This window comes from Mesorhizobium sp. NZP2077 (assembly GCF_013170805.1).
In the GTDB taxonomy this organism is placed as follows: Bacteria; Pseudomonadota; Alphaproteobacteria; order Rhizobiales; family Rhizobiaceae; genus Mesorhizobium.
This window is the reverse complement of sequence record NZ_CP051293.1, coordinates 4,758,399-4,781,187: the sequence shown is the minus strand read 5'-3', so window position 1 is coordinate 4,781,187 and position 22,789 is coordinate 4,758,399. Positions and strand designations below refer to the sequence as shown.

The 22,789-nt window shown below is 62.8% G+C and carries 25 protein-coding genes and 3 pseudogenes; 14 read left to right on the top strand and 14 right to left on the bottom strand.

Annotation, left to right across the window (positions count from 1 at the left end; all coding sequences use genetic code 11):
* Positions 1–22: 22 nt before the first annotated feature.
* Complete coding sequence (locus HGP13_RS23985) at positions 23–1,081, top strand: polysaccharide deacetylase family protein (protein ID WP_172229569.1); 1,059 nt, start codon at positions 23–25, stop codon at positions 1,079–1,081.
* Positions 1,082–1,099: 18 nt separating this feature from the next.
* Here the strand turns inward: HGP13_RS23985 and HGP13_RS23980 are convergent, their stop codons facing one another.
* On the bottom strand, positions 1,100–1,315 hold the full coding sequence (locus HGP13_RS23980; RefSeq protein ID WP_027028569.1) for a DUF2842 domain-containing protein: 216 nt from the start codon (positions 1,313–1,315) through the stop codon (positions 1,100–1,102).
* A 152-nt stretch (positions 1,316–1,467) separates the two neighbouring features.
* Here HGP13_RS23980 and HGP13_RS23975 point away from each other — a divergent pair, with 152 nt between their 5' ends.
* Positions 1,468–2,559, top strand: a complete 1,092-nt coding sequence (locus HGP13_RS23975; RefSeq protein WP_172229566.1) for a COX15/CtaA family protein — start codon at positions 1,468–1,470, stop codon at positions 2,557–2,559.
* Between the two features lie 19 nt (positions 2,560–2,578).
* On the opposite strand, the gene HGP13_RS23970 is transcribed toward HGP13_RS23975, so the two are convergent.
* From HGP13_RS23970 to speB, 3 genes are all read right to left on the bottom strand, one after another.
* A complete protein-coding gene (locus tag HGP13_RS23970) occupies positions 2,579–2,902 on the bottom strand; it encodes a hypothetical protein (RefSeq protein WP_172229564.1) in 324 nt (107 codons plus the stop codon).
* 202 nt (positions 2,903–3,104) lie between these two features.
* Positions 3,105–4,031, bottom strand: coding sequence for an N-acetyl-gamma-glutamyl-phosphate reductase (gene argC, locus HGP13_RS23965; protein WP_172229562.1), 927 nt, complete (start codon positions 4,029–4,031; stop codon positions 3,105–3,107).
* A 30-nt stretch (positions 4,032–4,061) separates the two neighbouring features.
* Positions 4,062–5,069: an agmatinase gene (gene speB / locus HGP13_RS23960; RefSeq protein ID WP_172229561.1), complete on the bottom strand. Its 1,008-nt coding sequence runs from the start codon at positions 5,067–5,069 to the stop codon at positions 4,062–4,064.
* A 123-nt stretch (positions 5,070–5,192) separates the two neighbouring features.
* On the opposite strand from speB, the gene HGP13_RS23955 reads away from it, so the two are divergent.
* From HGP13_RS23955 to HGP13_RS23945, 3 genes are all read left to right on the top strand, one after another.
* A complete protein-coding gene (locus tag HGP13_RS23955) occupies positions 5,193–6,401 on the top strand; it encodes an acyltransferase (RefSeq protein WP_172229560.1) in 1,209 nt (402 codons plus the stop codon).
* A 96-nt stretch (positions 6,402–6,497) separates the two neighbouring features.
* Positions 6,498–7,556: a glycerophosphodiester phosphodiesterase family protein gene (locus HGP13_RS23950; protein ID WP_172229559.1), complete on the top strand. Its 1,059-nt coding sequence runs from the start codon at positions 6,498–6,500 to the stop codon at positions 7,554–7,556.
* A gap of 100 nt (positions 7,557–7,656) precedes the next feature.
* Entirely contained in the window at positions 7,657–9,024 is a 1,368-nt protein-coding gene (locus HGP13_RS23945; RefSeq protein ID WP_246707101.1) for an MFS transporter, read from the top strand.
* A 100-nt stretch (positions 9,025–9,124) separates the two neighbouring features.
* Here the strand turns inward: HGP13_RS23945 and rpsI (HGP13_RS23940) are convergent.
* A pseudogene (gene rpsI / locus HGP13_RS23940) lies at positions 9,125–9,202 on the bottom strand (30S ribosomal protein S9); the annotation flags it as partial.
* Between the two features lie 13 nt (positions 9,203–9,215).
* Between rpsI (HGP13_RS23940) and HGP13_RS23935 the strand changes: the two are divergent.
* Positions 9,216–9,509, top strand: a pseudogene (locus HGP13_RS23935) (hypothetical protein); the annotation flags it as partial.
* A gap of 13 nt (positions 9,510–9,522) precedes the next feature.
* Here HGP13_RS23935 and HGP13_RS23930 read toward each other — a convergent pair.
* From HGP13_RS23930 to HGP13_RS23905, 6 genes and pseudogenes are all read right to left on the bottom strand, one after another.
* Positions 9,523–10,311, bottom strand: a complete 789-nt coding sequence (locus tag HGP13_RS23930) for a class I SAM-dependent methyltransferase (RefSeq protein ID WP_172229558.1) — start codon at positions 10,309–10,311, stop codon at positions 9,523–9,525.
* A gap of 428 nt (positions 10,312–10,739) precedes the next feature.
* Positions 10,740–11,222 carry a 30S ribosomal protein S9 gene (gene rpsI, locus HGP13_RS23925; protein ID WP_027042360.1) on the bottom strand — a complete coding sequence of 161 codons (483 nt, stop codon included), beginning with the start codon at positions 11,220–11,222 and terminating at the stop codon, positions 10,740–10,742.
* 1 nt (position 11,223) lies between these two features.
* Positions 11,224–11,688 (bottom strand): 50S ribosomal protein L13, encoded by a 465-nt coding sequence (rplM, locus tag HGP13_RS23920; RefSeq protein ID WP_010915638.1) that lies wholly within the window; start codon positions 11,686–11,688, stop codon positions 11,224–11,226.
* 245 nt (positions 11,689–11,933) lie between these two features.
* Positions 11,934–12,332 carry a type II toxin-antitoxin system HicB family antitoxin gene (locus HGP13_RS23915; RefSeq protein ID WP_172229557.1) on the bottom strand — a complete coding sequence of 133 codons (399 nt, stop codon included), beginning with the start codon at positions 12,330–12,332 and terminating at the stop codon, positions 11,934–11,936.
* Positions 12,333–12,355: 23 nt separating this feature from the next.
* A pseudogene (locus HGP13_RS23910) lies at positions 12,356–12,543 on the bottom strand (type II toxin-antitoxin system HicA family toxin).
* A 47-nt stretch (positions 12,544–12,590) separates the two neighbouring features.
* Complete coding sequence (locus tag HGP13_RS23905; RefSeq protein ID WP_172229556.1) at positions 12,591–13,040, bottom strand: PaaI family thioesterase; 450 nt, start codon at positions 13,038–13,040, stop codon at positions 12,591–12,593.
* Between the two features lie 155 nt (positions 13,041–13,195).
* Between HGP13_RS23905 and HGP13_RS23900 the strand changes: the two genes are divergently transcribed.
* The 6 genes from HGP13_RS23900 (at position 13,196) to HGP13_RS23875 (ending at position 17,534) form a co-directional block, all read left to right on the top strand.
* The gene (locus HGP13_RS23900) at positions 13,196–14,017 is read left to right on the top strand and encodes an enoyl-CoA hydratase (RefSeq protein WP_172229555.1); all 822 of its coding nucleotides are present in this window, start codon (positions 13,196–13,198) and stop codon (positions 14,015–14,017) included.
* Between the two features lie 2 nt (positions 14,018–14,019).
* Positions 14,020–14,442, top strand: a complete 423-nt coding sequence (locus tag HGP13_RS23895) for a VOC family protein (protein WP_172229554.1) — start codon at positions 14,020–14,022, stop codon at positions 14,440–14,442.
* Complete coding sequence (locus HGP13_RS23890) at positions 14,442–15,227, top strand: AAA family ATPase (protein ID WP_172229552.1); 786 nt, start codon at positions 14,442–14,444, stop codon at positions 15,225–15,227. Before HGP13_RS23895 ends, HGP13_RS23890 begins: the two co-directional genes overlap by 1 nt.
* The gene (locus tag HGP13_RS23885) at positions 15,224–15,745 is read left to right on the top strand and encodes a CoA-binding protein (protein WP_172229550.1); all 522 of its coding nucleotides are present in this window, start codon (positions 15,224–15,226) and stop codon (positions 15,743–15,745) included. Before HGP13_RS23890 ends, HGP13_RS23885 begins: the two co-directional genes overlap by 4 nt.
* Before the next feature lie 157 nt (positions 15,746–15,902).
* The gene (locus HGP13_RS23880; RefSeq protein ID WP_172229548.1) at positions 15,903–17,183 is read left to right on the top strand and encodes an O-acetylhomoserine aminocarboxypropyltransferase; all 1,281 of its coding nucleotides are present in this window, start codon (positions 15,903–15,905) and stop codon (positions 17,181–17,183) included.
* A gap of 6 nt (positions 17,184–17,189) precedes the next feature.
* Entirely contained in the window at positions 17,190–17,534 is a 345-nt protein-coding gene (locus HGP13_RS23875; protein WP_172229546.1) for a cupin domain-containing protein, read from the top strand.
* Here the strand turns inward: HGP13_RS23875 and HGP13_RS23870 are convergent, their stop codons facing one another.
* Both HGP13_RS23870 and HGP13_RS23865 read right to left on the bottom strand, forming a co-directional pair.
* Positions 17,535–18,602: a hypothetical protein gene (locus tag HGP13_RS23870; protein ID WP_172229544.1), complete on the bottom strand. Its 1,068-nt coding sequence runs from the start codon at positions 18,600–18,602 to the stop codon at positions 17,535–17,537.
* A 25-nt stretch (positions 18,603–18,627) separates the two neighbouring features.
* The gene (locus HGP13_RS23865) at positions 18,628–19,878 is read right to left on the bottom strand and encodes a cytochrome P450 (protein WP_172229542.1); all 1,251 of its coding nucleotides are present in this window, start codon (positions 19,876–19,878) and stop codon (positions 18,628–18,630) included.
* A 102-nt stretch (positions 19,879–19,980) separates the two neighbouring features.
* Here HGP13_RS23865 and HGP13_RS23860 point away from each other — a divergent pair, with 102 nt between their 5' ends.
* Entirely contained in the window at positions 19,981–21,084 is a 1,104-nt protein-coding gene (locus HGP13_RS23860) for an FAD-dependent oxidoreductase (RefSeq protein ID WP_172229540.1), read from the top strand.
* A gap of 18 nt (positions 21,085–21,102) precedes the next feature.
* Here HGP13_RS23860 and HGP13_RS23855 read toward each other — a convergent pair whose 3' ends face one another.
* Positions 21,103–21,693, bottom strand: a complete 591-nt coding sequence (locus tag HGP13_RS23855) for a hypothetical protein (protein ID WP_172229538.1) — start codon at positions 21,691–21,693, stop codon at positions 21,103–21,105.
* A 333-nt stretch (positions 21,694–22,026) separates the two neighbouring features.
* Here HGP13_RS23855 and HGP13_RS23850 point away from each other — a divergent pair, with 333 nt between their 5' ends.
* Positions 22,027–22,656, top strand: coding sequence for an ATP-dependent Clp protease proteolytic subunit (locus HGP13_RS23850; protein ID WP_135900786.1), 630 nt, complete (start codon positions 22,027–22,029; stop codon positions 22,654–22,656).
* Positions 22,657–22,789 lie beyond the last annotated feature (133 nt).

Below are 22,789 nucleotides of genomic sequence, written 5' to 3'. Positions count from 1 at the left end.
CCTAGGCGCAAAAGGTGAATGAATGATCGACGGTGGGGAGGCAATCCGGAAACTGGCGCTCAATTTCGCCCGCTATACCGGCCTCGCACCGCTCGCCAGGCCGTTTGTCGGCGGCATCGGCGCCATCCTGATGCTGCACCGCGTGACGGCGACACCGGAAAAGCCGAACAGCGTCAACCGTCATCTGAACATCGCGCCCAGTTTCCTCGACGCGGTGCTCGCCGACATGAAGGCGGACGGCTATGCCTTCGTGTCGATGGACGAGGCCGTGGAGCGCATCAAGGCAGGCGGCAAGGGCGGCCGCTTCGCCACCATCACCGCCGACGATGCCTATCGTGACAACATGACCGAGGCCCTGCCGGTGCTGGAAAAGCACGGCGCGCCGATCACCATCTATGTCGCGCCCGGCCTGATCGATGGCACCGCCGATCTGTGGTGGGATGTGGCCGAGGACATCGTCAATGCCTCCAATCGCCTGACCCTGGCAACCTCGAACGGTCCAACCGCGATCGATTGCGCGACCCCCGCCAGGAAAAATCAGGCGATAGCCCGGCTGCACGCCTACCTCACAACGGAGGTTCGCGAGGAAGATTTGCGGACCGTACTACGCGATCTGGCCGCCTCAAACGGCGTCGACGCGGACGCCTCGCGGCTGCGGACACTGATGAACTGGGATGAGATCCGCAGTGTTGCCGCTCATCCGCTGGTGACCATCGGCGCCCATACGATCAACCACAGCAATCTGAAGCGGCTTTCCGAGGCCGATGCGCGCCACGAGATCGGCGCTGTAAGGGACATGTTGCGTGCCGAGCTTGGCAGGGAGCCGCGCCATTTCGCCTATCCCTATGGCTATGCCAGCGCTGTCGGCTGCCGCGAAGTCGGCTTTGTCCGTGATGCCGGCTATGCCTCCGCCGTGACGACCCGCCATGGCGTGCTGCGCGCCGAACATGCCGGCTTCCTGCAGGCCTTGCCGCGCATTTCTATCAATGGCCGCTACCAGAACCTCGCCCATATCCGCACCATGCTGTCCGGTGTGACGACGCCGCTCGCCAATGCCGGCAAGATGGTGGTCACCATCTGACGAGTTGCCCGACGGAGCTTAGCGCTTCACCCGCGGCTCCAGCATCAGCCATTTGATGATGCCCATCGCCGGCAGCACCCAGAGCAGGCCGCTGAACAGGAAGAACAGGAATTGCACCAGCGCGCCTGACTCCGACAGCCGCGCCACCGCGAAGATCGATGCGACCAGCGCATAGATGATGACCAGTGCCACCAGCAGGAACATTCCGATCAGCTTTTTCAGGCGAATGGGCATGGCTCGGCCTCGTTGATGGCTATCGCTTAGGCCGAACACAAGACACGTGCAACCCGCGACATCAGGCGCGACGGCGTGCCGCGCTGCACGGTCTTGCCAGCACCGGTGCGATGGTTCACCAATCCGCCACCTCAACCGGACGGGACAAGATCATGGCTGCCATATCAGCCGCCGCGCCATACGTCGCCCGCGACCGCGACCTGCACAACCGCGCACTCGTGCGCGGCTGGCTCTATGTCGTGCTTCTGGTGCTGTTTGCGCTGGTGCTGGTCGGTGGCGCCACGCGGCTTACCGAGTCCGGTCTTTCCATCACCGAATGGCAGCCGATCCATGGCGTCATTCCGCCGCTGAACGATGCCGAGTGGCAAGAGGAATTCCAGCGCTACCAGCAGATCCCGCAATACACCGAGCTCAACAAGGGCATGAGCATCGAGGCGTTCAAGTCGATCTTCTGGTGGGAATGGGCGCACCGTCTGCTGGCGCGCAGCGTCGGCCTGGTTTTCGCCTTGCCGCTGCTGGTCTTCTGGGTAACGCGCCGCATCGAGCGCGGCCTTGGACCAAAGCTGGTCGGCATTCTGCTTCTCGGTGGCCTGCAGGGCGCCATCGGCTGGTGGATGGTGGCCTCCGGCCTGGTCGACCGGGTCTCCGTCAGCCAGTACCGGCTGGCGACGCATTTGACGCTGGCGGCGCTGATCTTCACCGCCACCATGGTCGTCGCCCGTGGGCTGGCGCCGCATTCCGAGCCGGCCGCCGATCGTTCGACACAGCGTATGGCCGGCTTAATCGTGCTACTGGCACTGATCCAGATCTATCTCGGCGGGCTGGTCGCCGGGCTTGATGCCGGTCTGAGCTACAACACCTGGCCGCTGATGGACGGCAAGATCATCCCCGGCGATCTGCTGATCCTCGAGCCGGCATGGCGCAATTTCTTCGAGAGCCCGAAGACGGTGCAGTTCGTCCACCGGCTCGGCGCCTATACGGTCTTCGCAGTCGCGCTCTGGCACATGATCGCCACGCGTCGGCGGCTGCCAGGCTCAACCCATGCCCGCCGCGCGACATTGCTGTTTGTGCTGGTGCTGGTGCAGGCCTCGATCGGCATCGGCACGCTGCTGATGCATGTGCCCCTGCATATGGCGCTCACCCATCAGGGGTTTGCACTGATCGTGCTGGGCTTCGCCGCCGCGCATTGGCGCGGCACTAAGGGCGCTTACCCCCTGCCGCACCAGATCTCGGTCAGGAGCTGATACCGAGCCGGTCGGCTGGTCACATCCAGAATTCGTTGGACTGCGTGGTTTTCTGGCCGTCGAATTCAGCCTGGCGCAATGCAGCGGCGGATGGTGCGGATTGGCCCTGATCGGCTTTGGCTGCCTTGGCGGCGTCGGCGGCCCGGAGTGCATCGAGCCTGGCCTGGGCCACGGCGATATCCTGCTGCAATTGCGCGGCCTGAACCTGATCCTTGATCGCCTTGGCCTGATCCTGCAGGTCCTGGATCTGCTTTTGGAGAGCGGCCTCCTGGTCTGCATTGCTCGAGGAACTGGACGAGGAATACTGGGTTGCCTGGGAGGAGCCCGAGATCGCGCTGACCATGACGAATCCTTGAGTAGGAGCCAGGACATCTCAGTAGTCCAACATGGTTAATAAGTGTTTACCAACACCCTCGCTTGATCAGAAACTCGCCCACACCGCCCGGATAGTCTCGGCGATCGACAGTAGATGCGGCTCGAAAACGTCTCGGCAATCAGTTCGGGCGCGCTGATCTTCCAGCGCGCTGGGAAGGCTGGGGCGTCCATCAGAGCCCGAGCATCAGGTCCATGTTCTGGACGGCGGCGCCGGAGGCACCCTTGCCGAGATTGTCGTAGACTGCCAGCAGCAGCGCTTGCGCGCGTTTGTCGTTGGCAAAGACATAGACCTTCATGCGGTTGGTGCCGTTGTAGATCTCGGGATCGATGTCCGGCATGCGCTCCAGATGCGCATAGGGCGCCACCTCGACCACGCCGCCCTTGATGGCGGCGAAATGGTCGGCAATGGCGGCATGAAGCTCCGCACCCGTCGGCACATGGTCGAGGCTGCCAAGCTGCAGCGGCACCACGGTGATCATCCCTTGCGCGAAATTGCCGACCGCAGGCTGCATGATCGGATCATGCGACAGCTTCGCATAGGCCCGCAGCTCCGGCACATGCTTGTGCTGCAGGGTGAGGCCATAGGGCAGGAACTCCGAGGCGTCCTCGCCCTTGGCGACATAATCCTCGATCATCGGGCGTCCGCCGCCCGAATAGCCCGAAATACCGTTGACGGTGATCGGGAAATCGGCAGGCAACAGCCCGGCGGTGACCAGCGGCCGCAGCGTTGCGATCGGTCCTTGCGGCCAGCAGCCGGGATTGGCGATGCGCTTGGCCGAGGCGATGGTCTTCGCCTGATCCTTGTCCATTTCGGCGAAGCCATAGGCCCAGCCTTCGGCGACGCGATGCGCGGTCGATGCATCGATGACCTTGGTGGTGTCGTTGGCGATCAGCGAAACACTCTCCTTCGCCGCATCGTCCGGCAGGCACAGGATCGCGACATCGGCGGCATTGAGGAATTCGGCGCGCGCCGCCGTTTCCTTGCGGCGCTCGGTGGGAATGGAAATGATCTCCAGGTCGCCACGCTCGGCAAGCAGCGCCCGGATTTGCAGGCCGGTGGTGCCGTGCTCGCCGTCGATGAAGATTTTCGGTTTCATGACCTGATCAAATTCCCTGATATTTCAACACTATATGCCGTGACCGTGATTCATCGCGGCACCATTGTTGTTGCCGTTGTTCATCTCTACCTGCCGTGCCTTTCGCTCCGCCAGCAGGCCGAGATACTGCATGGCCACCATCGAGCCGGCGATCGCCGTTATATCGGCGTGATCATAGGCCGGCGCAACCTCCACGACATCGGCGCCGACAATATCGATCTGGTTGAGCTGCCGCAGCGTCGACAGGATCTTCGCCGACGACGGTCCTCCGGCCACCGGCGTACCGGTTCCCGGTGCATAGGCCGGGTCGAGGCAGTCGATGTCGAAGGTCAGGTACGTCTTCTTGCCGCCGGTGCGGTCGACGATGGCATAAGCGATGTCGGACGCGCGCATCTCCTCGATTTCGTGGCCGTAGAGGATCTTGATGCCGAACGTGTCGGGCGCGTGCGTCCGGATGCCGATCTGGATCGACCGATCGGGATCGATGATGCCTTCCTTGACCGCGCGACCGACGAAGGATCCGTGGTCGATGCGCTTGCCGTCATCTTCCCACGTGTCCTGATGCGCGTCGAACTGCACCAAAGCGAGCGGCCCATGGATGGCGGCATGCGCCTTGAGCAGCGGCCAGGTGACAAAATGATCGCCGCCGAGCGTCAAAAGGAAAGCGCCTGACTTCAGGATCTTGGCCGCTTCGCGCTCGATCGTGCCGGGCGTCTTCTGATGATTGCCCGAATCCAGCAGGCAATCGCCATAGTCGACCACGGCGAGATGTTCGAACAGATCGCGCGAGAACGGGTATTGCGGGTCATTGTCGAGGATCGCCGAGGCGCGGCGTATAGCCTGCGGCCCGAAACGGGCGCCGGGCCGGTTGGTGACGGCGGCGTCGAAAGGAATGCCCCACACCACCGCATCGGCGCCCTTCACGTCCTTGGTGTATTTGCGCCGCATGAACGACAGCGCGCCGGAATAGGTCGGCTCAAGGGCACCGCCCGTTTTGGAGCGGGCGGTGAAGGCATGGTCGATGTTCTTGGTCGCCATTACTGGTCCTCGTTTTCATCGGGGTGCAACAACTACAGAACCGGCACGGAAGATGCCAGTCACAGCTTGGCGAGACGAAATCGCGCCGCCCGGGTGCCACGGCAAGACAGGATTTGTATCATCATGACGCAGGCCGCGTTTCTTAGTCCGTCCGATGCCATGGTGTCGACCCATGCCGGCACGATAGCAGGCGAGCGCTTCCAGGTTCTTGATTCGTGGCGCGGCATCTGCGCCCTGCTGGTGGCGCTGTTCCATTTCCCGACCGCTTCCCCGATTTCGCAGAGCAGATTCGTCGGTTCGTCCTACCTTTTCGTCGACTTCTTCTTCGTCCTTTCCGGCTTTGTCATCGCCAGCAGCTACGGCGACAGGCTGAACCAGCCTGACCAGGTCGCCCGCTTCGCCCTGGTGCGTTTCGGCCGCATCTATCCGCTGCATCTCTTCATGCTCGCCGCCTTTGCGGGTTTCGAACTGCTGCGCCTGATGCTGCCGCAACTGCACGGCACCGGCGCTGCCCCCTTCACCGGCGGTTTCGATCTGAAGAGTCTGCTCGCCAACCTGCTTCTGCTGCAAGGGATGGGTTTCGAGGATCATCTGACCTGGAATGCGCCGAGCTGGAGCATTTCGGCGGAGTTCTTCGCCTATCTCCTGTTCGCGGGCGTGGTCTTCATCGCCGGCGCGCGCGCCTGGGTTTGGTTCGTTGCCGCAGCCGTCACCGCGCCGCTGTTCCTGCTCGGCTTCTCCACGCATCATATGGATGTGTCCTACGATTTCGGCTTCATCCGCTGCCTCTACGGCTTTTCGCTCGGCGCCCTGCTGGCCTGGTTTCAGCATGATTCCATTGCAGGCGCGCGACACCTCCTCGCCAGGAACGGCCCACGGCTGAGCTGGACCCTTGCCGAAATTGTCATGGTGGCGGTGATCGTACTTTTTGTCTCAGTGGCTGGCAGCAATGATTTCGGCATCGCGGCACCCCTTGTGTTTGTGCTGGCGCTGTTTCTCTTCGCTCACGAGGGCGGCTGGATCAGTGCCTTGCTGCGGACGCCGTTCATGCTGACGCTTGGCGCGCTGTCCTATTCGATCTACATGGTCCACAGCTTCGTCCAGGCGCGCCTGATCAACGTTGCCGGGCTCGTCGAGCGCAAGCTCGGCCTCGGCCTTGTCGGCGACATCGTGCTGCGCGGCCAGCCGGTGACCGGCTTCGGCGCCGGCTGGGCCGGGACCGTGGCGATTGTGGTCATGCTCGTCGCCACCATTGCCGCGTCCTGGATCACCTGGCGCCTGGTCGAAATGCCTGCCATGGCGTGGTTCCGCAGGCTTTCCAAGCGCATCTGAAGGGCACTTTTCGCGAAAGCCGCTAGCCGGCTTCGTTCACCTCCCTGTCACGGGCATCGCCTATCCCGGCTTCGATCCGGCAAGGAGCGATTCTCGATGCGGACCGTCTGGCTGAGCCTTCTGTTTTCCACGGCCCTTGCGGCTGTCTCGGGTCAGGCCCTGGCCGGCGAAAGCCACGCCAGGCAGATCCTCGACCGCTTCGAGCATGCCAATCAATGGCGCGACCATGTCATGGTGGCCGCGCACCGGGCCGGCAGCATGCAGGCCGGCAAGACGCTCTATGCGGAAAACTCGCTTGCCGCCGTCGAAGGCTCGATCGCCATGGGCGCCGAGATCGTCGAGGTCGACATCAGGCGCTCGAAGGACAATGAATTCGTCGTCATGCATGACAGCTGGCTCGACCGCACCACGACCTGCAAGGGCGAGGTGGTGAAGTATACGCTGGCTGAACTGAAGGCCTGCAGGCTGGTGGTCGAGGGCACGCACGCCGTCACCGACGAGAGGGTCTCGACGCTGCGCGAGATGTTGCTGGCGACCAGGGACCGGATCCTCATCAATCTCGACAACAAGCTCGAAGTCGGCGACCTCCCGGGCATGATCGCCGTGGCGCGCGATCTCGGCATGGCCGACCAGGTCATCGTCAAGGAGAACCTCTGGAACCAGAACCGGATCACCACGGTCAAATCGGCCATGGCTGCCATCGGCGGCGGCTTCCAGTTCATGCCGATCATCGCCGACGACGCGGTGCATGATGCCGGTTTCGCCGAGACGGTCGACCACCCTTTTGCGCCGCGCGCCATCGAACTGATCAACTGGCGGGCGGGCGCCGAGACGCTGACCGCAACCGGCGGACCGCTGTTCAGCACGCGCATGCGCGCGGCGGCGGTGCGGGGCAACTGGCACATCTGGGCCGACACCTACGCCATCGTCAACAAGCCGGGCGGTTTTCTGGCCGGCGGTCGCGGCGACGAGCTGGCGGTGCAGGCCAGCCTGCCGCGCGAAGCCTGGGGTTTCTGGGTCGATCGTGGCGCCACCATCATCCAGACCGACGAACCGAAGGCGGCCATCGACTGGCTGGCAGCGAACGGCTATCGCGTGCCTTATGCCGAGACGAGCGAACGCGTTGAGCCCGCCGCGACCGCCAGCATCAATTGATTTGCCCGGGATCGGCGTCCCGGCTTAGTTGTCGCAGGCTGGCCTCTCCTGACGGAACGGTGTCAGTGACAAACCGTTAACCATGGGCATGCCCGACACCATGGTTTTCAAGCCCCGCGCCGCCTATGCCGCCACCGTCGCCGCGACCAGTCTTGGTTTCGTGGTGGTGCAACTCGATGTCTCCATCGTCAATGTCGCGCTGAACAGGATCGGCGCGGCGCTGTCGATGGGCATAGGCGGCCTGCAATGGGTCGTCGATGCCTACACGCTGGCCTTCGCCTCGCTGCTGCTCGCCGGCGGCGCGCTCGGCGACAGGATCGGCGCCCGCCGTGTGTTCGTCGGCGGCATGGCATTGTTCAGCATTGCGTCGCTGGTCTGCGGCCTGGCGCAGAGCCCTTGGGTGCTGATTGCGGCGCGCGCCGTGCAAGGCGCGGGCGCGGCCTTGCTGATGCCGTGTTCGCTGGCGCTGCTCAACCGCGCCCATGCGTCCGACAAGCCACGCCGGGCGCGCGCCGTCGGCTTGTGGACGGCGGCGGGCGGCATCGCGCTGTCGGCCGGGCCGGTGCTTGGCGGCTTCATGGTCGCGTCGCTCGGCTGGGCCAGCATTTTTCTGGTCAACCTGCCCATCGGCGCTCTCGCCATCTGGATGGCCTACCGGTTCCTGGAGGAAACGCCTCCCAAAGCCGAGAAGCCGCCGATCGACTGGGCCGGGCAGGGGCTTGTCGTGCTGACGCTGTTTTCGCTGACCGGCGCCTTCATCGAAACCGGATCGTCGGGCTGGATTTCCTTGCCGGTCATTGGCGGATTGATCCTGGCGGTGGTGGCTGGAAGCCTGTTCCTGTTGGTCGAGAGCCGGAGCAAGGCGCCAATGTTTCCGCTAAAGCTGTTTGCCAGCCGCATCCCGGCGGTGACGAGCCTCGTCGGATTGGCGGTCAACCTGACGCTCTACGGCACGATCTTCATGCTCAGCCTCTACTTCCAGAAGGAAGGGCATTTTTCGCCTGAAATGACCGGGCTCGCCTTCCTGCCCTTCATGGCGGCGGTCACGGTGTCGAATGTCGCCGCCGGACGCATCGCAGCAACCTATGGCTCACGCTTGCCGATGGCGATCGGCCTGCTTCTTGGTGCGGTCGGTTTCGGCCTGATGGCGCTGATCCAGGCCGATACGTCCTACCTGTCGCTGCTGTGGCGGCTGCTGTTCCTGCCGATCGGCATCGGTCTCGCCGTGCCCGCCATGACCACGGCGCTGTTGTCGTCCGTGCCGACGGCGATGTCGGGAACAGCCTCGGGCGTGCTCAATACAGTGCGCCAGTCGGGCGGAGCGATCGGCGTCGCGCTGTTCGGCTCCGCTTTGTCGCTGGGCACGATCCAGGGCATGCAGATTGCTTTCCTCGCCTCCGCGCTCGCGGCGGCGTTCGCGGCAGTCTGCGCCTTCCTGTTCATCCGCGACGCCGACCATTCCGCCTGATAGGGATGCGCCATACGAAAAGGCCGCCCGCAGGCGGCCTTTTCGATTGTCGAAAACTCCGGAGCGCTTGGCGCTTCGAGAGCTTGGCCCCAAGCGCTTCTTAGCGCTTCCAGAACTGGAACGAACGGCGGGCTTTCGCCTTGCCGTACTTCTTGCGCTCGACGACGCGGCTGTCGCGGTCAGGAAGCCGCCCCGGGCCGACTGATGCCGATGCATCAACGACGGCGCCCGCGGCCATGGACCGCACGGTCGCGCTCGGCCACACCGAATGCGACGTGGTGCGCGGCATCGGCGCGCCCTCGAACGTCAATCTCTCCAGTGACGGTGCCGGTCGGCGCGTCGCTGTGGTCACCTGGACGACCGGCCCGCGTGCGGGCATCTACACGTTCACGTCCGGCCGCCTGTCCTCGATCGAGGGCACGCCGGAAGCGCCGGTTGCACCGAAGCCGGCCAAGCCGAAGGCGAGGAAGAAAGCGGCGACGTAAGGCGCCGCACGCATTAAGCGGCCTTTCGCCCCTTGATCGCCGTCGACCAGGCGTGAACCGTGATCGCTCCCGTGGCGCTTGCCGGCAGTCTGTCCTTTAGCCGGCGTTTCAGCTCCGCGCTCTCCGCATCCGACAGCTTCCCGACGATTCCGCTCGGGCTGCTCACGACCATGGATAGCCAATAATCGTCGAAGTCAGCGAAGGTGCGTTCGACGACAAGCTCGCGCGTCTCGACATCGCGGATGCCGAGCTCCGCCCAAAGCGCCTTCAGCGCCGCGAAACGCGAGACCTCAGCGCTCGGCGGACGTGCGGCCGGTTTGCCCATCGCGTCCATCTCCTCCCACAAATGCTGCGTAGGGGTGCCGCCGCGCATGACGTCCCAGGTGTAGGACGCGACAATGCCGCCGGGCTTGGTGACGCGGAGCATTTCCGAGGCGCCCTTGCGCGGGTCGGGGACGAAGAACAGCACCAGCGCCATCACCGCGACGTCGAAGCGGTTGGCTTCGTAGGGAAGGGCCATCGCATCGCCAATCGACAGCTCGACCTGCTTTGCCGAGATTTTTTGCCGAGCAGTCGCAATCTGCGCGTCGGAGGGATCGATCGCGCAAACGGACGAAGGGGCGGACTTCGCTAGAATGAGCTCAGTGAACGCGCCGTTGCCGGCACCGACATCAACCCAGGCCCGTCCGGAGTCCGGCGCCAGCCAGTCGAGGAACAAAGCCCCGGCGGATCGGCTCCAGGGAGCCATGAAGCGCTCGTAAGCCGCGCCGTCGGTGAATTTGATCGGTTCGGGTGACGACATCTGAGATCTCCCCTAAGAATTACCTATCCAAATGTCCTTTGGACCGAAAAGGCCGGTCCCTGTTTCGTAGCATGGTGCCGCCGCCGCGCGCGACAGGCCGCAGCAAATTTGCTGAGCCTGACATTTTCCGGATGCGCAACACGGCTTGCATCTATGGAATGCCGCGCCCGGACGGTTACAGTGTTGTCATACGCTATTGGGGAGGGGGCATGAGGCGGCGCGAATTGCCGGGAAGCCGCCGATCGACTGGGCCGGGCAGGCGTTTGTCGTGCCGTTCGCGGCAGTCTGCGCATTCCTGTTCATCCGCGACGCAGATCATTCCGCCGGATAGGGATGCGCCATGTAAAAAGGCCGCCCGGAGGCGGCCTTTTCGATTGTCCGAAACTGCGAAGCGTTTGGCGCTTCGAGAACTTGGCCCCAAGCGCTCTTTAGCGCTTGGAAAACTGGAAGGAACGGCGGGCCTTCGCCTTGCCGTACTTCTTGCGCTCGACGACGCGGCTGTCGCGGGTCAGGAAGCCGCCCTTCTTGAGCACGGCGCGCAGCGCCGGCTCGTAGTAGGTCAGCGCCTTGGAGATGCCGTGACGAACCGCACCGGCCTGGCCGGAAAGGCCGCCGCCGACGACGGTGGCGACGATGTCGTACTGGCCGGCACGGTTGGAGGCGATGATCGGCTGGTTGAGGATCATCTGCAGGACCGGACGCGCGAAATAGGTCGCGAATTCCTTGTCGTTGACGACGATCTTGCCGGAACCCGGCTTCACCCAGACGCGCGCAATGGCGTTCTTGCGCTTGCCGGTGGCATAGGCGCGGCCCGACTTGTCGAGCTTCTGGACGTGGACGGGGGCTGCCGGCTGGGTATTGGTGTTGCCGGTGGCGGCGCCCAGTTCTGCGAGCGAGGAAAGCTCAGCCATCTTATGCGACCTTCTTGTTCTTGGAATTCAGCTTGGCCACGTCGAGGACTTCTGGCTGCTGGGCGACATGCGGATGCTCGGCGCCTGCATAGACACGCAGGTTCTTCATCTGGCGACGGCCGAGCGGACCACGCGGGACCATGCGCTCAACGGCCTTCTCGACGACACGCTCGGGGAAACGGCCCTCGAGCAGCTGGCGCGCGGTGCGCTCCTTGATGCCACCGGGGTGGCCGGTGTGCCAGTAATAGACCTTGTCGGTGAACTTCTTGCCGGTGAACACCACCTTGTCGGCATTGATGACGATGACGTTGTCGCCGTCGTCGACATGCGGGGTGAAGGTCGGCTTGTGCTTGCCGCGAAGATGATTGGCGATGACAGTGGCGAGACGACCAACGACGAGACCTTCGGCGTCGATCAGGATCCACTTCTTCACCACATCCGCAGGCTTCTGCGAAAAGGTTGTCATGTTTTCTGCTCTCGGTTCTGACCTTCAAAGCGAAGGCGTTTCTTGTTGCTTGGATTGGCGATGAGGCGCCAATTACAAAACGGCGGCCGTTGCGGGCCGCTGCTTCGTGAGGGCTTATAGGCGAGGGGAGTGACCGCGTCAAGGCGATTGAAAGGGCTGCCATCAAGAAAAATTCAACAAAAACAGACACTTGTGCAAAAGGTATTATTTTACCACATCGATCTGTGGCCGGCTCCCGGACAATCTCAATGCTTTGCTTCGATTTCCCTGCGAGCAGCGCTCGAAAGGAACGCCGATCGCGTAATACCACGCTCGCGTGCCGCGGCGTCGATCGCCCGCAAAACGCCGCGCTCGAAAGTTACGTTCGCCCTGACCACGGCGCTGTCATTGTCGATGAGCGGCACCGAGACCAGATAGCCGCCTTCGGCAAGCGCGTTGCGTATGTCGGGGAGGGCGACGATCGCTTCGTGGCTGGACGGTTCTGGAACGGGCATGTCCTCCGCCCACAATTGCAAAGCTTCAACTGCGTTGGGTACGATGTCTTCCGCAACGTCCGCAGCCGAAAAGCAGCCCGGAATGTCGGGAAAGCGGATACCGAACGCGCTGTCGGGATCTTTGTCGACCAAGGCGAAATAGTTCTTCATTATGATCTCCAGGACGCGTCAGCCTATCTGATCCAGCCAGCCTGCGTGGCGATCGCGCGAGCAGTACCGGTTGGCAAATCCTTCTCGGGATATGGAACGATCAACACGATCTCGCCCTTGCGAAATTTATGGTGCGAGCCACGCACGGAAATCAGCTCAAACCGTCCTCCTTGAGGCGCTTTACGATCTTGCGGCTGTCACGTTCGACCAAAAATCACCCATGCGCATATAAATACACATTGCCCAGAAGTCCAATCGTTATGGCCGCTTCGGCGGGATCGAATAGGTGCCTGTCGCATGCGCGATCGTGTGCCCGTCCGGGCCGGCGACGATGTCGATGTCGAACACCATCAGGCTCTTTCCCAGCTTCAGGATGCTGCAATGGCCGTCGATCGGGCCGGCCTCGGCCTTGCGGACGAAGTTGATATTGAGGTTGGTGGTGACCGAAAGCGCATCAGGGCCGGCATGGCTGAGCACGCAGACATAGCCGCCAATGTCGGCCAGCGTGAACAGGGCTGGGCCCGACACCGTTCCGCCGGGACGCAGATGCCGCTTATCGGCATTGAGCCGTACGATGCAGCCCCCGGAAAACACGTCGATCGCCTCATAGGCAGCGGAACTCTCGTTGAGTTGCGGAAACACAGTCGCCATCAGGGCATTGACTTGCGCTGCCGTCAGCACCGGCTTGAGGTTGGTCTGCGCGGGCATGTCGGTCTCTCGTTTTGCTCCCGGCCTGTATGAGCGCAGCGGAGTGTTTCTGGCAACACCTTCAATCCTCCTGGCGCAAGCGATGGGTGTTGGATGAAACCCGATCCGATATTAGATAGTCTGCCAGCCCGTGCGGAATCGTGGAGACCTTAGCCATGGCCGAAATCCTTGCCATCAAGCCTGCTGCAGTTGAAGGTCCGGTTGTCGCACAACTGGGCAAGGGCGTGCTGCGCCTGACGATCGCCAATCCACCCGCCAACGCTTTGTCGTTGGCGGTGATGGCGGCTCTGACGGCGGAACTAGAACGCGCCAAGGCCGACAAGGCTGTTCGAGTGATCGTGCTGTCGGCGGCGGGAAAAGTGTTCTGCGCCGGCCATGATCTCAAGGAGATGACCGCGCGGCGTGCCGATGCCGATCGCGGCAAGGCCTTCTTCGAAGAGACTTTTGCCGCTTGCGCCGCGCTGATGCAGGCGATCGTGCGCTATCCATTGCCGGTGATTGCCGAAGTCGACGGCCTGGCGACTGCCGCCGGGCTGCAATTGGTCGCGAGTTGCGACCTGGCGATCGCTTCGCATGAGGCGACCTTCTGTACGCCGGGCGTCAATATCGGCCTGTTCTGCTCGACGCCAATGGTGGCGCTGTCGCGCAACGTCTCGCGCAAGCAGGCGATGGAGATGCTCCTGACCGGCGAGACGATCGATGCGGCAACCGCCAAGGACTTCGGCCTGGTCAACCGTGTCGTGCCGCGCGAATACCTGAATCAGATCGTCACCAAATACGCGCAAACCATTGCTTCCAAATCATCCTTGGTGGTCAAGACCGGCAAGGAAGCATTTTACGCGCAGGCCGAAATGGGGCTGGCGGATGCCTATGCCTATACCGGCCGCATCATGGTCGAGAACATGCTGGCGCGCGATGCGGATGAGGGCATCGGCGCCTTCATCGGCAAGCGCAAGCCGGAATGGACTGACGAGTAATCGTGGAACCGCGCATCTCCATCATCACGATCGCGACGGACGATCTTGACCGTGCTGTGCGCTTCTACGAAGCGATGGGCCTGAAACGCCATGCCGGCATCACCGACGGTGTCGCTTTCTTCCAGATGGGCGGTGCCATTCTTGGCCTGTTTCCGCGCGCCAGCGCCGAGGAGGATGCGGGGCTCGCCTTCGCCAAGGCGCCGTCCGCCGTCTATCTCGCCTACAACACCCGCTCCGACGCCGAAGTCGATGAGGTGCTCGCCATGGCGGAAAAGGCCGGCGGCCGCATCGTCAAGCCGGCCGGTCGCGCCTTCTGGGGCGGCTGGTATGGCTATTTCGCCGACGCCGACGGCCATGTCTGGGAAGTGGCGCACAATCCGGCCTTTCCGATCGCGGAAGACGGCACGATTTCGCTGCCTGGGTGATGGCCTACCGCAAGCAGCTGACACGGCTCAAGGCGCCCTATCTCAAGCGTATCCTGCTCGATCCGGAGCGGGTGTCGGACTGGGAAAAATACCCCTGGAACCTGCCGCCGCTGTTTCGCGGCCGCGAATTCGAACTCGAATTCACCACGCCGATCACCATCATCGTCGGCGAAAACGGCACCGGTAAATCCACGCTTATCGAGGCGATTGGCGCGCTGGCCGGCTATGACGAGGCCGGCGGCGGCAAAGGCTACCGCCCGGTCGACCATTCCATCGCCATCGACAAGAGCGGCGCCGTACTGGCGAACGCGTTTAGGGGCCGCTGGCTGCCAAAAGTCACTGCCGGCTGGTTCTTTCGTGCCGAATCTTTCTATTCCGTTGCCCGCTACCTCGACCAGGCAGCGCTGGAAGATCCCTTCAAGCCACCGCCGCCGGACTTCCTGTCCTGGTCGCATGGCGAGGGGTTTATTCGCTTTTTCGAGGAACGCTGCCGCCGGCAAGGCATCTACATCCTCGACGAGCCCGAGAGCACGCTGTCGCCGTCGCGCCAGATCGAACTGCTGAAGATGCTGCGGCGCATGGACCAGTCGGGCACCGCGCAAGTGATCATGGCGACGCACTCGCCGCTGTTGATGGCTTGTCCCGGCGCGCGGCTGTTCCGGATCAGCCGGTTCGGGCTCGATCCCGCGGACTTTCGTGATACCGACCACTTCCGCATGTTGCGCGATTTCAGCAATGACCCGGATGGTTTTCTCGCCGAGGCGTTGTATGAGGACGAGGCATGAACCACGATAGTTACGACAACACCTACATCGGCGGCATCCTCAATTCGGTGAAGACCATCGCCATGGTCGGTGCGTCCGCCAATGACGTCAGGCCAAGCTATTTCGTATTGAAATATCTTTTGGCCAAGGGCTTTTCCGTGGTTCCGATCAATCCTGGCCAGGCCGGCAAGGAAATCCTCGGCCAGATGACCTATGCCAGCCTCGCCGATGTTCCCGGGCCGATCGATATGGTGGACATTTTTCGCGCCGCGACGGCAGTGCCCGGCGTTGTCGACGAGGTGTTACGGCTCGATCCCTTGCCGAAAGTCATCTGGATGCAGCTTGGCGTGCGCCATGACGACGCGGCCGCGCGTGCCGAGGCAGCCGGCATCAAGGTGGTGATGAACCGCTGCCCAAAGATCGAATATGGCAAACTGTCCGGCGAGATCGGCTGGACCGGTGTCAATTCCGGCGTCCTGTCGTCAAAGAAGCCGCTGATGCGCCAGGGTTTTCAGAGTTTTGGCGTGCGGCAGAAATAGCCAAGACGCAAAGGCGCAAAATTATTCTGCTAAATGCCGCATTATCCTGCGGTGAGAGCGAAGGATTGGCGCCGAAAGGTATTTTCTTCTTTACATTCATGCGCGGCCTTGGCCAAGAATGCCCGGCCAATTCGAGAAGGTTCAAAGGGAGGTTTCAGTGACCCGTTCGCCCGGTTTCAACACGCTCGCCGTCCATGCCGGCGCCAAGCCCGACCCGGCCACCGGCGCGCGCGCCACGCCGATCTATCAGACGACCTCCTTCGTCTTTGACGATGCCGATCACGCCGCCTCGCTGTTCGGGCTGAAGGCGTTCGGCAACATCTACACCCGTATCATGAACCCGACCCAGGCGGTGCTCGAAGAGCGCGTTGCGGCTCTCGAAGGCGGCACGGCTGCCCTTGCAGTCGCATCCGGCCACGCCGCGCAGGTGATCGTGTTCCACAATCTGATGCAGCCGGGCGACAATTTCGTCGCCGCCAACAAGCTCTATGGCGGCTCGATCAACCAGTTCGGCCACGCCTTCAAGAATTATGGCTGGGAGGTGCGCTGGGCTGACACCAACGACATCTCGACCTTCGAGAACCAGATCGATGACAAGACCAAGGCGATCTTCATCGAGAGCCTGGCCAATCCGGGCGGCACCTTTGTCGATATCGAAAAGATCGCCGACATCGCGCGTAAGCACGGATTGCCGCTGATCGTCGACAACACGCTGGCCTCGCCCTATTTGATTCGGCCGATCGAGCACGGCGCCGATATCGTCGTCCATTCGCTGACCAAATTCATCGGCGGTCACGGCAATTCGATCGGTGGTGCCATCGTTGATGGCGGCACCTTCGACTGGTCGAAATCGGGCAAATACCCGATGCTGTCGGAACCGCGCCCCGAATATGGCGGCTTGGTGCTTCACGAAACCTTCGGTAATTTCGCTTTCGCCATTGCCGCGCGCGTGCTCGGCCTGCGCGATCTTGGCCCGGCGATCTCGCCCTTCAACGCCTTCCTCATCCTGACTGGCCTCGAAACCTTGCCGCTGCGCATGCAGCGTCACTGCGACAACGCCGTGACGGTTGCCGCCTGGTTGTCCAACCATCCCAAGGTGTCCTCGGTGAACTATCCTGGCCTGCCAAGCGACAAGAACAATGCGCTGCAGAAGAAGTACTCGCCACTTGGCGCCGGCGCCGTGTTCACCTTCGCCCTCAAGGGCGGCTATGACGCCGGCGTCAAGTTCGTCGAGGCACTGGAACTGTTCTCGCATCTGGCCAATGTCGGTGACACCAAATCGCTGGTCATTCACCCCGCCTCGACCACGCATCGCCAGCTGTCCGACGAGCAGAAGGTCAAGGCTGGTGCAGGACCGGACACCGTGCGGCTTTCCATCGGCATCGAGGATGTCAACGACATCGTCGCAGACCTCGAACAGGCGCTCGCCAAGGTGTGATTGCTGATGACCGCGTTTCTTGCAGTCGATACCAAAGCCGTCGAACCGGAATCTGGCGCGCCGGCGCCGGATCGCCTGATCACGGGCGATCCGAAATTCCGCACCTGGAATGTCGAGGAGCGGGACGGCGGCCTTTATGCCGGCATCTGGGAATCGACTCCCGGCAAGTGGCGCATCGTCTACGACGAATGGGAGTTCTGCCATATCCTGTCCGGCGTTTCGGTGATCGCGGAGGACGGTGGGCAAGCGCGCACCGTCAAGTCCGGCGACAGTTTCGTGCTGAGGCCGGGCTTCAAGGGCAGCTGGGAAGTGCTTGAAACGACTCGCAAGGAGTATGTAATCAAGCTGTGATCACTTCGCCGGAAACTGGCTGAGGCACGCTTCCGACGCCTTGTCGTGGAAGGCCAGGACGTCGGCGTCCTGCGCCTCCACATCCACATCGGATATCTCATCGCGATAGTATCGCGTCAACAGGTCCAGTCCTTCCTGGGTGACACCTTGGGACGGCATTTCCCGGGCGAGACAGCCGCAAAGGCTGAGAGCGCGGTCCGGCGAGCCGACCTTGTGGTTGGTCAGGATGAAATCCTGGGTCGGGCAGGCGGCGATGAAGCCGTCGAAATCGAGCCTCTGCTGCGGCTGGTCGCCATGGTTGAAGTAAGCCGGTTGCCACTGGCTCTTGCCGCTGACGACGTCGCAACCGGTTGCGACATCGCTTGCCTGCGCCGTCGTGGCCTGCCAGGCCTTTTCCTTGCCGCCGCCGGAATACTCAAAATTTTCGCCCAGAGAGGCGGCATATTGGTCAAGCTCGGCTTGCGCGAAGCCGAGCGCCTGAAGCCGGTTGAGCTGGCATTGGCATTCGCCGGCAATCCGTTCGGCCTCGCCGGCTTCGGGCTGTTCGCTGGACTTGCTTTTTTGGCAGGCCGCGATGAAGACAGCTCCGTCGAGCGACGTGGCGGGGAAGGTCGATACATCCGCGTAGTGGTCGCCCGTCCAGCCGAACAGCCTTTGGTCGAGTTGCAGGTCGAAAAAGCCATTGCGCTTGAAAGCACCAAGCGCGACCTTGTCTGGAGGCGTCAGCCTCGCACCCGGAATGTCACCGAGAACCTCACGGTAGCTTTCGCCCTCCAGCACGAACAGGAAAAGCCCGCATTTCATGCCGTCGCAGGCGGGATCCGCGACGAAGGCGTAGATTTCCGACAGGCCGTCGAGGTTGAAGTCGGCCTCATACGCCCAAAACCTGTCCGCCGGCACAGCCGCGCCGGTCTGGCGTTCGAGCAGGCGGGCAGCCATGGCCCTGGCGACGGCATCGCTGTTTTCCCGCGGGATGTTTTCGGGCTGTTGCTGGGCACGCGCCGCCCCAAGGCAGGCGCATAAAAGTGCCAACGCGAACGCCGTCGCCGGTCTCGAAAACAGTTTCATCGCGTAGCCCCGGGCCCGCGGTCGTTCAGAAGCCGACGGCGAGCGTTTCCAGCCCATGGAAGTGGTAAGTGTCGCGGAAGCGGGGCTGTTCGGCAAGATGCAGTTGCGGGTGCCGTTCGAACAAAGTCTTCAGAGACACCTGCAGTTCGAGCCGCGCAAGCGGCGCGCCGATGCAGAAATGGATGCCGGCACCGAAGGACACGTTCTTCTGGTCGATCCGATCCGGCCGGAAGGCCTGCGGTTCGGCAAAGGCGCGCGGATCATGATTGGCCATGCCGAGCAAAAGCCCGATCGTCTGGCCCGGCTGCACGACGGTGCCGGGCGCAATTTCGATCTCCTGGTAGGCGTAGCGGGTGAACATGTGCAGCGGCGCGTCGAAGCGCAGGCATTCCTCGACCGTTGCCGCGGTCGCTTCCGCCGAGGTGAAGAAGCGTCGCGGATCGCCGTCTTGCGCCAGGATCGAGCGCACCGCGTTGCCGGTCTGGTGTACGGTCGCTTCATGGCCGGCATTGAGCAGCAGGATGGCCGAGGACACCATCTCATCCTCGGACAGTTTCTGGCCGTCCTCCTGCGCCGAAATCAGCAGCGACAGCAGGTCGTCGCCGGGGTTGTTGCGGCGCTCGGTGACGTAGCCACGCAGGAAATCGGCAAATTCGCTCGCGGCGCGATTGGCCGTCTCTTCGGTTTCACGCGTGCGGCCATGGATGTACATGGCGACCATCTGATGTGACCAGTCGAGCAGTTGCGGCCCCATCTCGACCGGCACGCCAAGCATTTCGGCGATGATGGTGATCGGCAAGGGCGCCGCGAAGGCGGGCAAAAGGTCGACGGGGCCGGTCGGATCAAAGCGGTCGATCAACTCGTTGGCGAGCACTTCGACACGCGGCCGCAGTCGTTCGACCTGGCGCGAGACGAAGGCACGGTTGACCAGTGTCCTCAGCCGCGTGTGCACCGGTGGTTCCAGCTCGAGCATGGAATTGGCTTCGATGCCGTCGAACGCCTTGAGATGGCTTCGGTCCCGACCGATGCCGCGACTGTCGGGAATGCCGGCCGGGTTCTGGCGGCCGAAGCGGCGGTCGCGCAGCAGCCGGTTGACATCGTCGAAGCCGCCAAAGCACCAGAAGCCGAATTCCTCCCAGTAAAACGCGTTCGAGATGCCATGCAGGAACGCATAAGCCTTGTACGGGTTGAGGAAGAATGCAGGCTCGTGCGGGTCGAGCCGCAGCTGGCGGGTGGCTGGATCAAAGGCGATGTAAGGGAGTGTCAATTTGGTCATGCCAGACCCATAGCGCGGCTTGCCAGCCCGTTTCCAGACCGTATGTTGGCGCGCGGTACCCACGAGTTGAGCAACGGGTGCGGCTGCGGAAGGTCTAAGCGGATGAATGTGATCGTTGTCGGCGCGGGTATTGCCGGTCTCTCCACGGCATGGTCGCTGGTCAAGGCGGGCCACAAAGTCTCGATCGTCGAACAGGGGCCGATTCCCAATCCGCTGGCGGCGTCGGGCGACCACCATCGCGTCATCCGCCGCGCCTATCGCGCCGGAAGCGGGTATGGCCGGCTGATCACCGAGGCCTATCAGGCCTGGGACGAGATGTGGGCCGATCTCGGCGAAAGCCACCTCGATGCGCGCGGGTTCGTCTGCATTTCGCGTGAGCCGGGCGACGAGGCAGCAGAGTACCGCGTGGGTCTGGAAGAGGGGAATTTCCCTTTTGAATTGCTGGAACCGGACGCAGCCGTGAAGCGCTGGCCGTTTTTGCAAGCCGGGTCGTTCCGCTATGCCTATTTTTCGACCGAAGGCGGCGCGCTGCATTGCCGCAAGATCGCCTCCGGCCTCGCAAAGTGGCTGCGCGCCAAAGGCGCTAACGTCTACGAGCACAGTAAGGTGACGGAGGTCGATGCCGAGGCCGGCCATATTGTGCTCGACAGTGGTGAAACCATGCAGGCCGATCGCATCGTCATCGCTGCCGGCGCCTGGGTGCTGAAACTGTTTCCGGAACTGGACGGTGAGCTGAAGACCTATCGGACCGCGCTTGCCTATGTCGAACCGCCGGCCGACTTGAAGGCGGCCTGGGAGGCGGCACCCGTCGTCCTCGATGTCGGCGGTGCTGTCGACGGCTACGTGATCCCGCCCTCCGGCGGCGCCGGCATGAAATTCGGGTCAGGTTTGCACAGGGTACCGACCAGCGACGCCGATTGGAACCGCGACCCGGTATCGGGCGAGGGCGAGGCGATCCGCAACCTGTTTTCGCCGCCGATCGCCCGCATCGAGGAGTATGAGGTGACCGAAGTGGTCACCTGCGCCTACACCTTCACCGCCGACGAGAAATTCATGGCGCACGAGAAGGGCAAGTGCCTGATCGTCTCGGCCTGCTCCGGCCACGGCTACAAATTCGGCGCTGCGGTCGGCAGGCGCGTTGCTGCGGCCGTCGGTGATGGCGATGTCGCTGGCCTGAAGCGATGGTTGCGGGCAGAGGTGGCCTGAGCGTCCGCCGAACCTGGATTAATCCTGGCAATGCCTGGGAATATGCACGCGCCGCCAGCCTGACGAGCCTTCCCTGACCACCACGCGCCGCGCGACGGTCTGGTAGGAGGCAGGGACATCGATAATACGCCTTTGTTCCGGCTGTATCAGCACTTCCTCGGCAATCCGGTCGTATTGCGCCGGAATGACGACACGTCTCGTCCGCGCCGGCTGGATCACCACCGTCTCGGCGACGCGTTCATAACGGGCCTTGTGCCAAGTCTTGCACAGCACCCGGCGGCCATGGATGACGCGCCACTCCCAGGAGTAGCCGCCGTCGTCGACTTGAACCGTGTGGTAGACGGTGCGGGTGATGGCGGGCACGACCTCGTAGCTCACCTGTGCCGGAACGGTCATCACCACGCGTTCGCGCGTGCCGTAGATGGGTGGGGTGTAGTCGACCTGCTGGCCGGGTGGGCTGACCATCACATCCTCATAGACCGTGTCGTAAACGGCCGGCGTTCGGACCGGTTCGTAGCATTCCACGGCGCGTCCGCCGGCCGCCGACTGTGAAATCGTGCCGAGCATGGTCAGCCCGGCAATGGCGAAGGATGCGCTTCTCCTGAACATGACACTCCCCCTGTTTGAACTGCAGGCACAAGTTCAACGTTGAATTGTAGGGGAAGCGGCCCCGGAGAAAAGCGGTTTCGGCGCATTTCGTTAAGTGACGCGGTTAAGAAACTGCTACGCTGCGGATCGGTACCTGCTGCCGCAGACCGGCGCAGGCGTCCGGCGACGTGAATCCTTGGCCGTAAAGCTTGATTCGACTTACCCAGATGGCTAGGACGGGTCGGCCTTGCACAAGGATGAGCCGGCATCCTATCTACGGAACAACGATCCAGTCCCGATTCTGCCCGATCTGCCGGCGGCGCCGGAATCCCACCGCGAGATAAGAGATATCTGATGAAGAACCCCGTCGAAACCTACATGAACCTCGTTCCGATGGTGGTCGAACAGACCAATCGCGGCGAGCGGGCCTACGACATTTTCTCGCGCCTCCTCAAGGAGCGCATCATTTTCATCACCGGTCCGGTCGAGGACGGCATGGCGACGCTGGTCTGCGCGCAGCTTTTGTTCCTCGAAGCCGAGAATCCGAAGAAGGAAATCAACCTCTACATCAATTCGCCGGGTGGCGTCGTCACCTCGGGCATGGCGATCTACGACACCATGCAGTTCATCAAGCCGGCCGTGTCGACGCTCTGCATCGGCCAGGCGGCCTCGATGGGCTCGCTGCTGCTGACCGCCGGCCATAAGGACATGCGCTTCGCCACGCCGAACGCCCGCATCATGGTCCACCAGCCGTCGGGCGGCTTCCAGGGCCAGGCCTCCGACATCGAGCGCCACGCCATGGATATCGTCAAGCTGAAGCGCCGTCTCAACGAGGTCTATGTCAAGCACACCGGCAAGACCTACGAGGAGATTGAACGCACGCTCGACCGCGACCATTTCATGACCGCCGACGAAGCCAAGGATTTCGGCCTCATCGACAAGGTCATTTCGTCGCGCGAGCCGGCGGAAGGCGCTGTGGCATAAGGGCTGGGTGGCAGTTGGATGGCACCATCACGCGCTTTTGGCGCGTCTTGCGGCATTTCGGCCACAATTGGCTGTTCCCTCGACGGTCGAGATTGCCTACGTTAAGGCTATGTTGATTTTCGACGGCTTAGCT

Bases quoted from the DNA above. Each gene is read 5' to 3' on its own strand.
- HGP13_RS23875 (WP_172229546.1), top strand. From the start codon at position 17,190: ATGACCGCGTTTCTTGCAGTCGATACCAAAGCCGTCGAACCGGAATCT.
- HGP13_RS23905 (WP_172229556.1), bottom strand. From the start codon at position 13,040: ATGCCCGCGCAGACCAACCTCAAGCCGGTGCTGACGGCAGCGCAAGTC.
- HGP13_RS23915 (WP_172229557.1), bottom strand. From the start codon at position 12,332: ATGAAGAACTATTTCGCCTTGGTCGACAAAGATCCCGACAGCGCGTTC.
- HGP13_RS23850 (WP_135900786.1), top strand. From the start codon at position 22,027: ATGAAGAACCCCGTCGAAACCTACATGAACCTCGTTCCGATGGTGGTC.
- HGP13_RS23865 (WP_172229542.1), bottom strand. From the start codon at position 19,878: ATGACCAAATTGACACTCCCTTACATCGCCTTTGATCCAGCCACCCGC.
- rpsI (WP_027042360.1), bottom strand. From the start codon at position 11,222: ATGGCTGAGCTTTCCTCGCTCGCAGAACTGGGCGCCGCCACCGGCAAC.
- HGP13_RS23955 (WP_172229560.1), top strand. From the start codon at position 5,193: ATGACGCAGGCCGCGTTTCTTAGTCCGTCCGATGCCATGGTGTCGACC.
- HGP13_RS23945 (WP_246707101.1), top strand. From the start codon at position 7,657: ATGGTTTTCAAGCCCCGCGCCGCCTATGCCGCCACCGTCGCCGCGACC.
- HGP13_RS23860 (WP_172229540.1), top strand. From the start codon at position 19,981: ATGAATGTGATCGTTGTCGGCGCGGGTATTGCCGGTCTCTCCACGGCA.
- rplM (WP_010915638.1), bottom strand. From the start codon at position 11,688: ATGACAACCTTTTCGCAGAAGCCTGCGGATGTGGTGAAGAAGTGGATC.
- HGP13_RS23950 (WP_172229559.1), top strand. From the start codon at position 6,498: ATGCGGACCGTCTGGCTGAGCCTTCTGTTTTCCACGGCCCTTGCGGCT.
- HGP13_RS23985 (WP_172229569.1), top strand. From the start codon at position 23: ATGATCGACGGTGGGGAGGCAATCCGGAAACTGGCGCTCAATTTCGCC.
- HGP13_RS23870 (WP_172229544.1), bottom strand. From the start codon at position 18,602: ATGAAACTGTTTTCGAGACCGGCGACGGCGTTCGCGTTGGCACTTTTA.
- argC (WP_172229562.1), bottom strand. From the start codon at position 4,031: ATGAAACCGAAAATCTTCATCGACGGCGAGCACGGCACCACCGGCCTG.
- HGP13_RS23975 (WP_172229566.1), top strand. From the start codon at position 1,468: ATGGCTGCCATATCAGCCGCCGCGCCATACGTCGCCCGCGACCGCGAC.
- HGP13_RS23980 (WP_027028569.1), bottom strand. From the start codon at position 1,315: ATGCCCATTCGCCTGAAAAAGCTGATCGGAATGTTCCTGCTGGTGGCA.
- HGP13_RS23900 (WP_172229555.1), top strand. From the start codon at position 13,196: ATGGCCGAAATCCTTGCCATCAAGCCTGCTGCAGTTGAAGGTCCGGTT.
- HGP13_RS23930 (WP_172229558.1), bottom strand. From the start codon at position 10,311: ATGTCGTCACCCGAACCGATCAAATTCACCGACGGCGCGGCTTACGAG.
- HGP13_RS23855 (WP_172229538.1), bottom strand. From the start codon at position 21,693: ATGTTCAGGAGAAGCGCATCCTTCGCCATTGCCGGGCTGACCATGCTC.
- speB (WP_172229561.1), bottom strand. From the start codon at position 5,069: ATGGCGACCAAGAACATCGACCATGCCTTCACCGCCCGCTCCAAAACG.
- HGP13_RS23970 (WP_172229564.1), bottom strand. From the start codon at position 2,902: ATGGTCAGCGCGATCTCGGGCTCCTCCCAGGCAACCCAGTATTCCTCG.
- HGP13_RS23885 (WP_172229550.1), top strand. From the start codon at position 15,224: ATGAACCACGATAGTTACGACAACACCTACATCGGCGGCATCCTCAAT.
- HGP13_RS23890 (WP_172229552.1), top strand. From the start codon at position 14,442: ATGGCCTACCGCAAGCAGCTGACACGGCTCAAGGCGCCCTATCTCAAG.